Origin of the sequence: Pedobacter frigoris (assembly GCF_005116445.1) — a bacterium.
GTDB classification, from domain to species: Bacteria; Bacteroidota; Bacteroidia; order Sphingobacteriales; family Sphingobacteriaceae; genus Pedobacter; species Pedobacter frigoris.
Window position 1 is genome coordinate 546,696 of record NZ_SWBQ01000003.1, and the last position, 14,359, is coordinate 561,054.

At 37.2% G+C, this 14,359-nt stretch carries 14 protein-coding genes; 8 read left to right on the forward strand and 6 right to left on the reverse strand.

All coding sequences use genetic code 11. The features are described from left to right. Positions 1-66: 66 nt before the first annotated feature. The 4 genes from FA047_RS13130 (at position 67) to FA047_RS13145 (ending at position 4,209) form a co-directional block, all read left to right on the forward strand. Positions 67-396, forward strand: coding sequence for a YegP family protein (locus FA047_RS13130; RefSeq protein WP_136836515.1), 330 nt, complete (start codon positions 67-69; stop codon positions 394-396). 394 nt (positions 397-790) lie between these two features. Next, positions 791-1,651, forward strand: a complete 861-nt coding sequence (locus FA047_RS13135) for a sigma-70 family RNA polymerase sigma factor (protein WP_008242129.1) — start codon at positions 791-793, stop codon at positions 1,649-1,651. Positions 1,652-1,756: 105 nt separating this feature from the next. After that, positions 1,757-3,205, forward strand: coding sequence for a glyceraldehyde-3-phosphate dehydrogenase (locus tag FA047_RS13140; RefSeq protein WP_136836516.1), 1,449 nt, complete (start codon positions 1,757-1,759; stop codon positions 3,203-3,205). 62 nt (positions 3,206-3,267) lie between these two features. Beyond that, complete coding sequence (locus tag FA047_RS13145; RefSeq protein ID WP_136836517.1) at positions 3,268-4,209, forward strand: M28 family peptidase; 942 nt, start codon at positions 3,268-3,270, stop codon at positions 4,207-4,209. Positions 4,210-4,211: 2 nt separating this feature from the next. Here FA047_RS13145 and FA047_RS13150 read toward each other — a convergent pair whose 3' ends face one another. From FA047_RS13150 to FA047_RS13170, 5 genes are all read right to left on the reverse strand, one after another. Then, the gene (locus FA047_RS13150) at positions 4,212-4,478 is read right to left on the reverse strand and encodes a hypothetical protein (RefSeq protein WP_136836518.1); all 267 of its coding nucleotides are present in this window, start codon (positions 4,476-4,478) and stop codon (positions 4,212-4,214) included. A 106-nt stretch (positions 4,479-4,584) separates the two neighbouring features. Beyond that, positions 4,585-6,240: a S41 family peptidase gene (locus tag FA047_RS13155; RefSeq protein WP_136836519.1), complete on the reverse strand. Its 1,656-nt coding sequence runs from the start codon at positions 6,238-6,240 to the stop codon at positions 4,585-4,587. A gap of 80 nt (positions 6,241-6,320) precedes the next feature. Continuing rightward, a complete protein-coding gene (locus FA047_RS13160) occupies positions 6,321-6,935 on the reverse strand; it encodes an HAD hydrolase-like protein (RefSeq protein WP_136836520.1) in 615 nt (204 codons plus the stop codon). Positions 6,936-6,953: 18 nt separating this feature from the next. Further along, on the reverse strand, positions 6,954-7,259 hold the full coding sequence (locus FA047_RS13165) for an ATP-grasp domain-containing protein (protein ID WP_136836521.1): 306 nt from the start codon (positions 7,257-7,259) through the stop codon (positions 6,954-6,956). Further along, a complete protein-coding gene (locus FA047_RS13170) occupies positions 7,260-7,910 on the reverse strand; it encodes an ABC transporter ATP-binding protein (protein ID WP_136836522.1) in 651 nt (216 codons plus the stop codon). It abuts the gene before it with no gap. Positions 7,911-7,975: 65 nt separating this feature from the next. Between FA047_RS13170 and sucC the strand changes: the two genes are divergently transcribed. The 3 genes from sucC (at position 7,976) to asnS (ending at position 11,912) form a co-directional block, all read left to right on the forward strand. Then, entirely contained in the window at positions 7,976-9,166 is a 1,191-nt protein-coding gene (sucC, locus tag FA047_RS13175; protein ID WP_136836523.1) for an ADP-forming succinate--CoA ligase subunit beta, read from the forward strand. A 240-nt stretch (positions 9,167-9,406) separates the two neighbouring features. After that, positions 9,407-9,913, forward strand: a complete 507-nt coding sequence (locus FA047_RS13180) for a plastocyanin/azurin family copper-binding protein (protein WP_136836524.1) — start codon at positions 9,407-9,409, stop codon at positions 9,911-9,913. Positions 9,914-10,463: 550 nt separating this feature from the next. Continuing rightward, positions 10,464-11,912 (forward strand): asparagine--tRNA ligase, encoded by a 1,449-nt coding sequence (asnS, locus tag FA047_RS13185; RefSeq protein WP_136836525.1) that lies wholly within the window; start codon positions 10,464-10,466, stop codon positions 11,910-11,912. A 73-nt stretch (positions 11,913-11,985) separates the two neighbouring features. Here asnS and FA047_RS13190 read toward each other — a convergent pair whose 3' ends face one another. Continuing rightward, positions 11,986-13,656, reverse strand: a complete 1,671-nt coding sequence (locus FA047_RS13190; RefSeq protein ID WP_169304403.1) for an FMN-binding glutamate synthase family protein — start codon at positions 13,654-13,656, stop codon at positions 11,986-11,988. 78 nt (positions 13,657-13,734) lie between these two features. Between FA047_RS13190 and FA047_RS13195 the strand changes: the two genes are divergently transcribed. Further along, entirely contained in the window at positions 13,735-14,358 is a 624-nt protein-coding gene (locus FA047_RS13195) for an L-threonylcarbamoyladenylate synthase (protein WP_136836527.1), read from the forward strand. The last annotated feature ends 1 nt before the right edge of the window (position 14,359 follow it).

Sequence of the window (14,359 nt, forward strand, 5' to 3'; positions counted from 1 at the left end):
TGTTTATTTTTTTTTTATAAATTTAGGTAATGTTATCAACCTAAGTAAAAACAAATAAAAAACATTATGGGTAAATTTGAAATTACAACAAGAAAAAATGGCGAAACTCAGTTCAATCTAAAGGCAGGAAATGGCCAGGTTATTTTAACGAGTGAAGGATACTCAAGCAAAAGCGCTTGTCTGAACGGTATAGAATCAGTTAAAAAAAATTCTCAGGATGACAGCAGATATGACAAGCTGACTTCCTCAAACGGAAAACCTTATTTCAATTTGAAAGCGAGTAATGGGCAGATCATTGGAGCGAGTGAAATGTACGAAAGTATAGCCAGCAGAGACAATGGTATTGAGTCCGTGAAAAAGAACGCTCCCGAAGCTGAACTTTCTGATTTAACGTAGAAAAAAGAATATTAAATTTAAAAGTCCTGTCAGCATAAGCATGCAGACAGGACTTTTTATTATACATTTTTTCGTGTAATCGTTTTATTTTTTGAAGTCAGATTTTTGAGTTTTATCTATATAATCTTACATTACAAAATAAAATTTCGGTAGCAAAACACTTAATCTTCCTTAGAAATTACAAAACAACAAACTGGAAAACAACACATTAACATATAAAAACATCCAAAAGTAGCTATACTGACAAAAGTATTTTGGAATAATTTTTGCTGTGGAATTATTGTATAAATAAAAGGTGTAAAGTGTAACGTTTTCAGTAATTTATGTTTTCTAATTGCCTTTAAATTCTTACTTTTGCACGTTCAAAACACATAACGAGTACCAAAGCATATAGATGAGACAACTCAAAATCACGCAATCAATTACCAATCGCGAAAGTCAATCCCTAGACAAATATCTTCACGAAATTGGTAAAGTAGATTTAATCACCGCCGAAGAAGAAGTAATTTTAGCAAGAAAGATACGGGAAGGAGATCAGGCTGCATTAGAACGTTTAACTAAAACCAACTTGCGTTTCGTAGTTTCTGTTGCTAAGCAATATCAGAATCAAGGATTAACACTGGGAGACTTAATTAACGAAGGTAATCTTGGTTTAATTAAGGCCGCAAAGCGTTTTGATGAGACTAAAGGTTTCAAGTTTATCTCTTATGCAGTTTGGTGGATTCGTCAGTCAATATTACAAGCTATTGCGGAACAAAGCCGTATTGTACGTTTACCTTTAAACCAGGTTGGTTCATTGAGTAAAATCAGTAAAGCTTTCTCTAAACTTGAGCAGGAATACGAGCGTGAGCCATCTCCTGAAGAACTTGCAGATATACTGGAAACTACGGTAGATAAAATATCTGACACTTTGAGCAACTCAGGCCGCCACGTTTCAATGGATGCTCCGTTTGTTCAGGGTGAGGAAAACACACTACTTGATGTATTGGAAAACCATGAACCAAATACTGACAGCAGTCTGATTAACGAATCACTTTCAGAAGAAATCAAACGTTCACTTTCTACGCTAACTGAGCGTGAGCGTGAAATTATCGTTCTTTTCTTTGGATTAAGTACAAACCATCCCCTATCGCTTGAAGAGATTGGTGAAAAATTCAACTTAACACGTGAGCGTGTTCGCCAAATTAAAGACAAAGCGTTACAACGCCTTCGTCATACATCAAGAAGTAAAATATTAAAATCTTATTTAGGATAATGCATCAGGCCAATATGGTCATCATCCTGAAATATATAAAATAAAAAGATTGGGTACTCGCCCGATCTTTTTACTTTTGTGCCATTCTAACCAAAATTTCATAACATGCTAAATAAATACCAATCCGAATTTCAGAACTGGATTGAAAAAGAAAAAAAAGCAATTGAATTAATTAATGTAGTTGGCCAACTCTGGTTCGACAGATCTATTGAACTTGTATTATTCCGTAAACCTTTATTTGATGTAAGCAGTAGTGAAATATTGAGTCACCACCAATATGCGAAAGAAGTAAGCGGTAAAGACATTAGCATCTATCAAACTCTGGAGCTGGCAATAGTTATAGGAAAATGTAATCTTGCCCCCTCTCGTATTGATGTGGGGCGTCTGGCTTCAGAATGGCTGGAAGACAACAGCAATTACTCCTCTATACATGATTTTGTAATCAGTAAATTGGGCAAACACATTGGCAAAGACAAAATCAGTCTGAAACCGAAAGATGTGGTACTTTTCGGGTTTGGAAGAATTGGAAGAATAGCTGCACGAGAATTAATTCTTCAGGCTGGAAAAGGAGAGCAACTTCGTTTGAGAGCGATTGTGACACGCAGCTATAGTGACGAGGAATTAATCAAACGAGGAGAGCTCCTGCGCACAGACTCCATCCACGGTCCTTTCAGCGGTACAATTGTAGAAGACTTCGAAAATAAAGCTTTGGTAATTAATGGTCAGACCATTTACTTCATTGAAGCTAAACAACCTGAGGATGTAGACTATACAGTTTACGGAATTGAGGACGCTTTGCTAATTGACAATACAGGAATTTTCAGGGATCGTGAAGGTTTGGGCAGGCATTTAAAAGCTAAGGGTATCAGCAAGGTGCTGCTTACGGCTCCGGCGAAAGGCGACATACCCAATGTTGTCACTGGAATTAATGACGCCAGTATCGATTTCACAGTGGAAAATATACTTTCTAACGCTTCTTGTACTACTAATGCTATCGTTCCAGTATTAAAACTAATAGATGATGCATTTGGAATTGAAAAAGGTCATATAGAGACTGTACATTCCTATACCAATGACCAAAATTTATTAGACAATTACCATAAGAAATACCGCAGGGGACGTGCGGCGGCATTAAATCTTGTCATCACAGAAACGGGTGCCGATAAAGCTGTAGCAAAGGTAATTCCACATCTTGGAGGTAAACTTACAGGGAATGCGGTTCGTGTACCTACGCCAAATGTCTCATTAGCGATATTAAACCTTTCACTAAACAAAGTGACTTCGAAGGAAGAAGTAGCTGACGTTCTTAGGCAAGCATCATTATTTGGTGACCTTTCAGAGCAAATTGAATACTCTATCTCTAATGAACTGGTGAGTAGCGATCTGATTGGCAACAGCCATGCCTCTATTATCGACGGGCCGGCTACAATTATTGCAAAAGACAACAAATCTGTAGTGCTTTACGCGTGGTATGACAACGAATATGGATACACAAGACAAGTAATCAGGCTGGCTAAAAAGCTAGCCGGTGTTGTGCGTTTGACCTATTATTAATTATAAATAGTTGCATTGAAAAAGACCTCTTTCTATATAGCCACCTTTAAGTTGAATACAAAATGAAATCATATCTATTCGTTTCACTCGCGCTACTACTAAGCTGCAATGCTGTAAAAAAAACTGAAGGACAGACTCCCGGCAGTCAGCTCCTGAAGGATGTAGAAATACTTTCTTCTGATGCTTATAACGGCAGAAAAACAGGAACGAAGGGGGCTGAAATGGCTAGAGCTTACATCATCAATAGATTTAAAGAAATAGGCCTGAAGACTTTTTCAGGTGAAGTACAGGGATACGAGCAAACTTTCGACTTCAAGTCTGCTCGAGAAACCATAAAAGGAAAAAACCTTATTGGCTATATCCAGGGAAAAAGCGATAGCATAATTGTGATATCTGCACACTATGATCACATAGGAATTATAAAGGGAGAGATATACAATGGTGCTGATGACAATGCCTCAGGTGTAGCCGCACTGCTAAAGTTCTCCACCTATTTTGCCAAGAATCAACCAAATCATACATTGGTATTTGCTGCTTTTGATGCAGAAGAAATGGGGCTACAGGGAGCAAAGGCTTTTGTAGCAACCCCTCCGGTGCCATTGGGAAAAATTAAGTTGAACATTAATATGGATATGATCAGCCATAATGACAAAGGAGAACTTTATGCCTGTGGCACCTTTAAACATCCAGGGCTAAAAAAGTACATCATTACTACGAATCCAAACATTAAAGTTCTACTAGGACATGACGATCCTAAGCAAGGTCATGACGACTGGACAAACCAAAGTGACCAGGGAGCCTTTAATGCTAAAAATATACCTTTTATTTATTTCGGCGTAGAAGACCATAAAGACTATCACAAAGCGACTGATGAATATAAGAACATCAACAAGACTTTTTTTACCGATGCTGCAGAATCAATTCTGGAAATCATCAACAACATCGATAAAAAAAGAGATAGTCAACAGATCTTTAAAGAAAACCTAAAGATGAAAAAACAGTGATATTAAAAATCTATATCAATTAAACTGTTTAAAGGAATATGAATTCCACTCTTGAGCTGTAAGTACTTTTCTGTAACAGACCACACAGTAGTACTTACTGTTTTCGGTCCATCTTTAGTATTAAATGTAATGTCTGCCTTTGATTTAAATTCGTTCCCTAATCGCTGTGCAGAGTTTAACTTATCACGTAATTCTTCTGAATGATTTTGATCGGCAGGTATGATTTCATTAACTGCAATTGATTCCTTTTCTATTAATTCCCCTAACATATTATAATGGCTGTTTCTTACTTAAATATGCATTTAATCTACTTAAATAGCAATAATATATAAAAAGAGTTACATTAAAATGTATAATGTATTGTCTCAGTAGCAGTTATTTTTTAATCTTGTGATTTGTCTCAATCATTCCAACAAATCCACGCTCCCCATTGTTGAATTGACCCTCAATCCGACTCAATGAAACATTACCTGTTTTTGCCGAAACGCTCATCACTTTATTCACAGAACTAAATGTTGTGATGTTAGGAGCAAGATAATTTAATGCTTGTTTAAGATATAGATCATCTGGATTTCCGAAATCAAAAGTCCCAAGGTCGTCACTCATTAGGTAATCCGGAGCCATTCCACTGTAATACCCTCCCTGCCCTAATGAATTTTTACTTTCAAAAAGAGAAAAATAAACATCATATCGATTTTCAAGTCTGATCGGAAAAAAACCAATTGGTTTCCCGTAAGTTCTTTGGCCTACTAACTTAACAGTCATGTGTGGCTTTAAACTATTAATTACCAATTCACTTGCAGAGGCAGTACTACCCGTAACAATAAATACTACATTCTTCACACCAGTGAGCCCCCCTACCTTACTGAACTCTTCAGTATTATTAACTACAGAAAAATCAATATCCGCATAGGTTACCATTTTTCCGTTTTCATACTGAACTTTTTCATTCGCATCCAGCAAAGGCTGGTTACTTAAAATACTAGGATCTGATTTCTTCCTGTTCTTTAAGTTATTGTTAAAGTGTTCGACATACATCGTACCAGTAGCCGTCAAAGGTGCAATAAGATTAATTAGATGCCTGGCAGTACTTACATAGCCCCCGCCATTGAAACGGAGGTCGATAACAAGATCTGTAACTCCTTTAGTTGTAAAATCAGCAAAGGCCGCATTCAACGCTGTTATTGAATTCTCAGCATTCGAAAATCTTGCATAAGCCAAATAACCGATCTTTTTAGTCCCTGCGGTTATAACATTCGTCTTATAGATCGGATTACTTCTGTAGGCTGTTTTCTGCAGTGTAACATTAAATGTACTACCATCTGTTTTTACTCCCTCAAGTTGTAAAGTTGTTGGTTTTCCAAATATTGTGGCATTGATTAAAGTAATTTCTGCGGGAGCTATCTGACTGCTCGTTCCGACGTTAACTACAGTACCTATATTCGTTCCATTAATTTTGGTAATGTACGACCCCCGGGTTATTTGTGCCAGATCTGCTGGTGAATCTTTATTAACGGCGAGTATGTACAACCTATACATGCTATTTCCAATTCCTACAGCACTGATATCATAAATCCCCATGTCATTGCCATTACCTTCAAGATCTACTGATGCTTTAGGGTCTGGAGCAGCTGATTTTACAGCAGGATTCCTTGTGGTAATATCCTCTATAAAAGAGTACTTTGGATAAGTAGATGTAGGCACATAATCTGCTAAGCCCGAAGATTTTACAATATTGAATAAATTCAACTCATAATTCGCGAGATCTGTGCTTTGAGTAGTGTATTTTCTAGGTTCATAAGCATCGTAGGTCGGCAGAGTCGTATTCCAGAAGTAAATCTCTTTTGCATAAAGGAACAGCGAATCATTGGTGAGTTCACGCCTGTTGGTAGTGGGTGTCTGCTTGGTATTGGATTGAACCGTAGGTTCATCTGTTTTGGGCTGGGTTTTATTTTTCTTACAGGCGCCAAATACGGTTAAAACCATCATTGCCGCAACAACGCCGTAATTTTTATAGCTATAGCTTTTCATCAGAATGAGTTTTTTCTTGAGTCATGTGAGTTCGTTAATTTTATGGTAATGGGCTTATTCAATCAGCTGTATAAACGCAATTAAGGTAACAATAGTTTGTCGACTTGCAAAAACTCTATACCTGAATTATTTGCGCATAATTCATCTTTTTCATCTTCCCCTATCATCAATACACGTTCTTTCTCAAGGTTATGTTTTTCAAGGATTTGCGTTAAAGATTCATTTGAGGGTTTTGGAGAAGTCTCAGCAGTAAAATAAACTGTGAGGTATTGTTCGAGACCATTCCATTCTATTTGCTTAATTTTATTCAGCTGCATCCCCGGATCCCCGTCAATTAATAAAAATATTTGCTTGCGTTCTATGACAATTGCCTGCAACAAACTCAGTACTTCATTAAAGATAAGCAACTTTAACGGCAATCGGGCACTCAAAAACAGTAAATCAAAATTCACTTTGTATTTTTCAGGGATCCCGAATTTAGCAGCTGTTTTTTCAAATATGTTTTCAGATCCCTCCACAAAGTAAAGATTTTGCATCTCTGAAATAATCTCAGCTGCACTGATTTGTTCGGCATATTCTATAAACTGCGCAAACAGGTAATAAACCTGTAATAAATAATCCTTTTGAGGATAAATTACATCGTCTAATTCGAAGATAAATGCTTGTTTTTCTTTTAGGTATTGTTGAAATGCCATGTAAATTCTATAGCTGGGTTAAAAATCAGATGCCAATACATCAATATTAAATTCCTTAAACAAGACAGTCGATTTCAACACTTCTTCTTTCTCAAAAGTATTCAATGGCAAAATAGCATCTACAGCTTCATTCAAACAATGATTCAACAAATTATGAGCAATGACATCGTCGTTTCTTTCTCCTAGAGAAATAAAAAAATATTTAGTTGATGGAAATGAAGGAGCTTCACCGTAGTCGGCTAAAATCACTGTATCATTAGCAAACCTGTCTACCAGTTTTAAGGCCTGAACTGACTTTCCGCCTGTAATTAATATTTTCAACACTTATATAATTAATCCGTCTTTCATTGTAACTACCCTATCGCTGATCTTTGCGAGATTTTCATTATGAGTAACAATGACAAATGTTTGTTTGAAATTATCACGTAAAGTGATGAAAAACTCATGTAATGAGTTGGCATTTGCTGAGTCTAGGTTGCCCGAAGGCTCATCCGCCAGAATAATTGCCGGGTTATTTATTAGCGCCCTTGCAACCGCTATCCGTTGCTGTTCACCGCCAGACAGTTGATTCGGTTTATGATCTGCTCTATCACGTAAGCCAAGGAGCTCTAATAGCTCCATCGCACGGATTTCAGCCTGCTTTTTGGAAACTTTGGCAATGAAAGCTGGAATACAAATGTTTTCCATTGCAGTAAACTCAGGAAGCAGGTGATGAAATTGGAACACAAAACCTATATTTTTATTACGAAAAACACTTAGCAGTTCTCCGTTCAACTGATTTATTTTAGTGCCATTAAGTATAACAGCCCCCTCATCTGGCTTATCTAATGTGCCCAAAATATGGAGTAAAGTGCTTTTCCCAGCTCCCGAAGCACCAATAATACTTACAATCTCCCCCTTTTCAACTTCAAAATCTACACCTTTTAGAATAGGTAAATTCCCATAAGCTTTTTTTATACCTGTTGCTTTTAGCATAAATGCAAACTTACTGTTTTTAAAACCAATCTGAAATTGTAGATTTGGACAAATTTTTTCAGCAAATGAATATCCACGAATATCAAGGTAAAGAAATACTTAAAAGTTTTGGAGTAGCCGTACAAGAAGGCGTAGTAGCCGACACGGTTGAGCAGGCTGTAGAAGCTGCTAAAAAAATGAAAACTGATTACAATTCTGACTGGGTTGTGATTAAAGCCCAAATTCACGCAGGTGGACGAGGTAAAGGTGGAGGTGTTAAACTTGCCAAAAATCTTGACGAGGTTAAAGAAAGAGCTACTGCTATACTTGGTATGCAGCTTGTAACTCCTCAAACTGGTCCGGAAGGAAAGAAAGTGAATAAAATTTTAGTAGCACAGGATGTTTATTATCCAGGAGCTTCAGAAACCAAAGAATTCTACATCAGTGTTCTGTTAAACCGTTCAAATGGAAGAAACATCATCATGTATTCTACCGAAGGTGGTATGGACATTGAGGAAGTGGCTGAACATACCCCACACTTGATTTTCAAAGAAGAAATAGATCCTAAAGTTGGCCTTCAAGGCTTCCAGGCCCGCAAAATTGCTTTTAATTTAGGGTTAAGTGGTGGAGCATTTAAAGAGATGGTAAAATTCGTTACCGCCCTTTATAAAGCATATGACAGCACTGATTCTTCAATGTTTGAGATTAATCCAGTGCTAAAAACTTCTGATGATAAAATCATTGCTGTTGATGCAAAAGTAGATCTTGATGAGAATGCATTGTTCCGTCATCCTGACTATGCTGCTATGCGTGATAAACTAGAAGAAGACCCTACAGACGTAGAGGCAAGTGAATCAAACCTTAACTATGTAAAACTTGACGGAAACGTAGGTTGTATGGTAAATGGTGCTGGTCTAGCTATGGCAACTATGGACATCATTAAAATTGCCGGTGGTGAGCCTGCTAATTTCCTTGATGTAGGTGGTACTGCAAATGCGCAAACAGTTAAAGCTGGTTTCAATATCATCCTTAAAGACCCTAACGTTAAAGCGATCCTGATCAATATTTTCGGAGGTATTGTTAGGTGTGACCGCGTTGCGCAAGGAGTTATAGACGCCTACAATGAAATTGGCAATGTACCTGTCCCAATCATTTGCCGTTTACAAGGTACAAATGCAGAAGAAGCTAAAAAGCTGATTGATGAATCAGGTTTAAAAGTTTATTCAGCTATCGCATTGCAAGATGCATCTGATTTAGTGACTAAGGTATTGGCATAAGACAACGTTTTTATCGAAATATTTAAGAGCCGTCTATAAAGACGGCTTTTTTTATTCTACCCTGAATAAAAAATAGTGTATTATTACTGACTGACATTAGATTAAAAAAAGTCTACATTTAATATCCGTAAATAAGCGTGATTTTCATTACCTTGTTCGCACGTTTGTGTAAATAATACACACTATATACGGAAAAGAAAATTGACAAACATTAACATAACAAATAAAACAAAATCAACAATGAAAACATCAATCAAAGTCCTGACCTTCTTATTAGCTGCAACTACAATTGTTTCATGCAATAGTGAACAAAAAAAAGAAACCGCTACTGATTCAACTACTACTACTACAACTACTACACCAGAAGTTACCACAACCGAACTTGTATTGGCAGGTAACGATCAGATGAAGTTTAGCACTAACGAATTGAAGGCTGTAGCTGGAAAACCTATTAAACTTACATTTAAGCATATCGGAACAATTGCTAAAGAAGCAATGGGACATAACGTAGTTATCTTAAAACCAGGCACTGACGCTGCAGCATATGCTGCTAAAGCATTGGAAGCAAAAGCAACAGACTATATTCCTGCATCTGAAGCAGCTTCAGTTATAGCACATACAAAACTTTTAGGCGGTGGTGAAGAAGATGTTATTGAATTTACAATCACTGAAAAAGGTAAATACGAATTCATCTGTTCTTTCCCTGGCCACTTTTCAATGATGAAAGGCGTCCTGATTGTAGAGTAAAACTGATCTCCAATCCAATAAAATCCCTGGTTATGTTGTATAACCAGGGATTTTTTATTTATAATACGTATAAATGAATTTATCAGGCGAAATCAAAAGCGATTTTAAACAAGAAGAGGCCTACAACTATCCAATTGTAGGCCTCTCTAACCAAATATAAATTAAACGAGCATCACAAATATAAGTATTATTATTAATTACACACTAAATTTTAAATAAAAAAGATAAATTTTATATAAAAAATGAGTTACACATAATTAAATTACACAAAAAACACATTTAAAAGACTAAATAATCAAAAATAACGTAAAAATCTACTAAAATAACATAAATAATTTGAAATTAATCACGTTAATCATAAAAGTACCGCTAGTAAAATTAAAAAAAGAACAAATAGAATAACAAAAAACTCAAAAACATCAATAAAAAACCAAACAAACAATAAATAAACCATGAAAAATTACGAAAACACCAAAAAACAGAACCAAATAAACATATCTACTATTTATTGATGAAATTCCTTATTTTTGACGCTCTCCACAATAAAATCATGATTAAAAGAGAAAAAGTAAAAAGTCTATTAGAGACCAGCGAATTTAACAGAGAAGTAACGGTTATGGGCTGGGTGCGTACATTTCGCAACAATCAGTTTATTGCTATAAATGATGGATCTTGCTTAGGAAATATCCAGATTGTGGTTGATTTTAATAACACGCCCGAAGAAATTCTTAAAAGACTTACTACAGGCGCTGCAATTTCCGTAAAAGGAACTATAGTTGAATCATTAGGAAAAGGTCAAAGAGTTGACATTAAAGCCGAGTCCATTGAAATATTGGGAGACAGTGATCCTGAGAAATTCCCTTTACAGCCTAAAAAACATAGTTTAGAATTTTTAAGGGAGATCGCCCATCTTCGTTTTCGAACAAACACTTTTAATGCGGTCTTTAAAGTCAGACATGCTTTAGCTTTCGCGATACACCAATTTTATAATGAGAGAGGTTTTGTATATATGCACACCCCTATCATTACTGCTTCTGATGCTGAGGGAGCAGGTGAAATGTTTAAGGTTACTACATTAGACTTGGACAATCCTCCTCGTACTGAAGATGGAAATGTTGACTATTCAGCAGATTTCTTCGCCCGTTCGGCCAACTTAACAGTTTCAGGACAACTGGAAGGCGAATTAGCAGCGATGGCTTTTGGCCAGATATACACTTTTGGCCCCACTTTTAGAGCTGAAAATTCTAATACGACACGTCACCTTGCTGAGTTTTGGATGGTTGAACCAGAGGTAGCTTTTGCTGACCTGGAAGACAATATGCAGCTTGCAGAAGACATGCTGAAATACGTAATAGATTATGCATTAAAAAATTGCAAAGAGGAACTTGAATTCTTAAACGCCCGTTTGCTGGAAGAAGAAAAATCAAAACCTCAGAACGAACGAAGCGAACTGTCGCTTATTGATAAATTAAACTTCTGTCTAAGCAATGATTTTGAGCGCCTGACTTATACCGAGGCCATCGCTATCTTAAAATCATCTAAGCCGAATCAAAAAAAGCAATTTAAATATCTTATTGATGAATGGGGAGCAGATCTTCAATCAGAACATGAGCGTTATCTTGTCGAAAAACATTTTAAAAAACCTGTAATACTTACAGATTATCCTGCAGACATCAAATCTTTCTATATGCGCCAGAATGAACCCGATGCACAAGGAAGACAAACTGTTGCCGCTATGGATATCCTTTTCCCTGGAATTGGAGAAATAGTAGGCGGATCTCAAAGGGAAGAACGCCTGGACAAACTTACAGCAAGAATGGAAGCCATGAATGTCCCTCAGGAAGAACTATGGTGGTTCCTCGACACAAGACGATTTGGTTCCGCACCTCACTCGGGCTTTGGATTAGGATTTGAACGTCTGGTTCTTTTTGTAAGCGGCATGACTAACATCCGGGATGTAATAGCCTTCCCTCGTTTTCCAAGAAATGCAGAATTTTAATTCACATTTAACCCCAATAAAAAAGGCCGTAAGCGACAAACTTACGGCCTTTGTATTTTAAAACACAAATACCCTAAGGTTTACTCTTACTTTCATCTAAGTCATCAGCGTAGGAATTTGCATGTGCATAGTCGACCAGCGACACTTTATAATCCGTAGGTATAAAACTGGAAGATACACTAAGCGCCATTCCCAATTCAAATCTTAAAGGATATGGAGTATTCAATAAGCTTCCTTCGGGAATATAAGGAAAACTCTCCAGATAAGATTGCATCACATTAGGAGCTATCCTTCTATTAATATAAGCTCTTGTCAGTTGATACGGATGCCGAAGACCTGCAGCGCCCAGTAATTCAACTGCGCTAGCTACTGTAAGCCGGTGAAAATTAAAAACACGCACTCTTTTATCCTCAACTACCAGCCCTTTCATTAAACTAGGATCCTGAGTAGCCACGCCCGTCGGACAAGTGTTACTGTTACACTCCAAAGCTTGTATACACCCCAGCGCAAACATCATACCTCTTGCGGAATTACACAAATCTGCTCCAAGAGCTATATTTTTTACCAGATCAAAGCCTGAAGCTACCTTTCCTGAAGCAATAATTTTGATATGTTTTTTCAGATCAAAGCCGCTGAGCACATCGTAAACAAATGCAACCGCTTCCCTTAAAGGCATACCCACAGCGTTTGAGAATTCCTGTGGCGAAGCTCCTGTTCCTCCTTCACCACCATCTACAGTGATAAAGTCTACATAAATACCCGTCTCTACCATGGCTTTACAAATTGCCATGAATTCACTTCTTCGTCCTATACAAAGTTTAATCCCAATTGGCTTTCCTCCTGACAGTTCTCTCAATTGCTTTACGAAGCTCATCAATTCTATAGGAGTGCTAAAAGCTGAATGTGCGGGTGGAGAAATCACATCGTAACCTTCCTTAACGAGCCTGATTCTCGCAATCTCGGGAGTCACCTTACGTGCAGGTAAAATACCGCCATGACCAGGTTTTGCTCCTTGAGATAATTTAATTTCAATCATTTTAACCTGTTCAGATTTTGACCTTTCAGCGAAGGCGACAGGATTAAATGAGCCATCTTCATGATTTCTACAGCCAAAGTAGCCGGTTCCTATTTGCCAGATCAAATCGCCGCCAGGACTAGAATGATAATCACTAATCCCTCCTTCTCCTGTATTATGCGCAAAATCCCCCAGTTTAGCGCCCCCGTTCAAAGCTAAAATAGCATTCTGACTTAAAGAACCAAAACTCATCGCGGAGATGTTATAAATACTGGCCGAATACGGTTTTATACAGTCGGGACCTCCAACAAGCACCCGAGGATTTTCATTCAATTCGTGGTGACTGATTGCCGAAATACTATGGCTCAGCCACTCGTATCCGTTTTCATATACGTCGAGTTGTGTACCAAATGGAATGGTATCATTTTCCATTTTAGCCCGTTGATAGATCAGTGACCTGCTTAATCTGCTAAATGGCTTTCCATTGGTGTCACTTTCTACGAAATACTGATAAACTTTCGGCCTGAGATCTTCCATAAAGTACCTTAGCCTACCCACTACCGGATAATTCCGCACTATACTATGCTTAGGCTGATAAAGATCATAAATACCTAAAAGCACAATGGGACCAGTAAAAATAGCTATCCACCATAGTGGAGAATAAGTAAGACCTAACATAATTGTAAGTGCTACTAAAAACGCTGCAATTGCGATAAATGCTTTTCTCATATCTATCAATTTACTAAAAAACATGCCAATTGAGCAATATTTATCGGATTTCATTATAAGATTTGTGTAATTTTAAACATGCTTATTAAAATCTATCCGGAGAACCCAAATCCTAAAGCAATCGAGCAGGTTGTAGAAATACTAAAAAAAGGAGGAATCATTATATATCCTACCGATACGGTGTATGGCCTTGGCTGTGATATTACTAATCAGAAAGCTATAGAGAAAATTTGCCGGCTAAGAGGAATAAAGCCTGAAAAGGCTAACTTTTCGTTTATATGTTCTGATCTGAGGCACATATCAGATTTTATAAAGCCCATTGACACTACTGTATTCAGGGTACTCAAAAAAGCACTCCCTGGTCCCTTTACTTTTATCCTCAATGCAAACAATAACGTACCTAAATTACTTAGTTCCAATAAAAAAACCGTAGGTATCAGGGTACCTGATAATAATATTGCCAGAGAAATTGTAATGCAGTTGGGCAATCCCATACTTTCAACCTCTATCCATGATGATGATGATGTGATAGAATACTCAACAGATCCCGAGCTTATTCATGAGAAATATGAAGACACAGTAGATATTATCATTGATGGAGGTTTTGGCGACAATGAGCCATCTACTGTCGTGGACTGTACTTCCGGAGACTTCGAGATTATTCGTCAGGGAAAGGGAGATTTGGAAAATTTTATTGGATAGC

Coding starts and splice junctions, on each gene's coding strand:
- FA047_RS13130 (WP_136836515.1), top strand. CDS start 67: ATGGGTAAATTTGAAATTACAACAAGAAAAAATGGCGAAACTCAGTTC.
- FA047_RS13135 (WP_008242129.1), top strand. CDS start 791: ATGAGACAACTCAAAATCACGCAATCAATTACCAATCGCGAAAGTCAA.
- FA047_RS13140 (WP_136836516.1), top strand. CDS start 1,757: ATGCTAAATAAATACCAATCCGAATTTCAGAACTGGATTGAAAAAGAA.
- FA047_RS13145 (WP_136836517.1), top strand. CDS start 3,268: ATGAAATCATATCTATTCGTTTCACTCGCGCTACTACTAAGCTGCAAT.
- FA047_RS13150 (WP_136836518.1), bottom strand. CDS start 4,478: ATGTTAGGGGAATTAATAGAAAAGGAATCAATTGCAGTTAATGAAATC.
- FA047_RS13155 (WP_136836519.1), bottom strand. CDS start 6,240: ATGAAAAGCTATAGCTATAAAAATTACGGCGTTGTTGCGGCAATGATG.
- FA047_RS13160 (WP_136836520.1), bottom strand. CDS start 6,935: ATGGCATTTCAACAATACCTAAAAGAAAAACAAGCATTTATCTTCGAA.
- FA047_RS13170 (WP_136836522.1), bottom strand. CDS start 7,910: ATGCTAAAAGCAACAGGTATAAAAAAAGCTTATGGGAATTTACCTATT.
- sucC (WP_136836523.1), top strand. CDS start 7,976: ATGAATATCCACGAATATCAAGGTAAAGAAATACTTAAAAGTTTTGGA.
- FA047_RS13180 (WP_136836524.1), top strand. CDS start 9,407: ATGAAAACATCAATCAAAGTCCTGACCTTCTTATTAGCTGCAACTACA.
- asnS (WP_136836525.1), top strand. CDS start 10,464: ATGATTAAAAGAGAAAAAGTAAAAAGTCTATTAGAGACCAGCGAATTT.
- FA047_RS13190 (WP_169304403.1), bottom strand. CDS start 13,656: ATGAGAAAAGCATTTATCGCAATTGCAGCGTTTTTAGTAGCACTTACA.
- FA047_RS13195 (WP_136836527.1), top strand. CDS start 13,735: ATGCTTATTAAAATCTATCCGGAGAACCCAAATCCTAAAGCAATCGAG.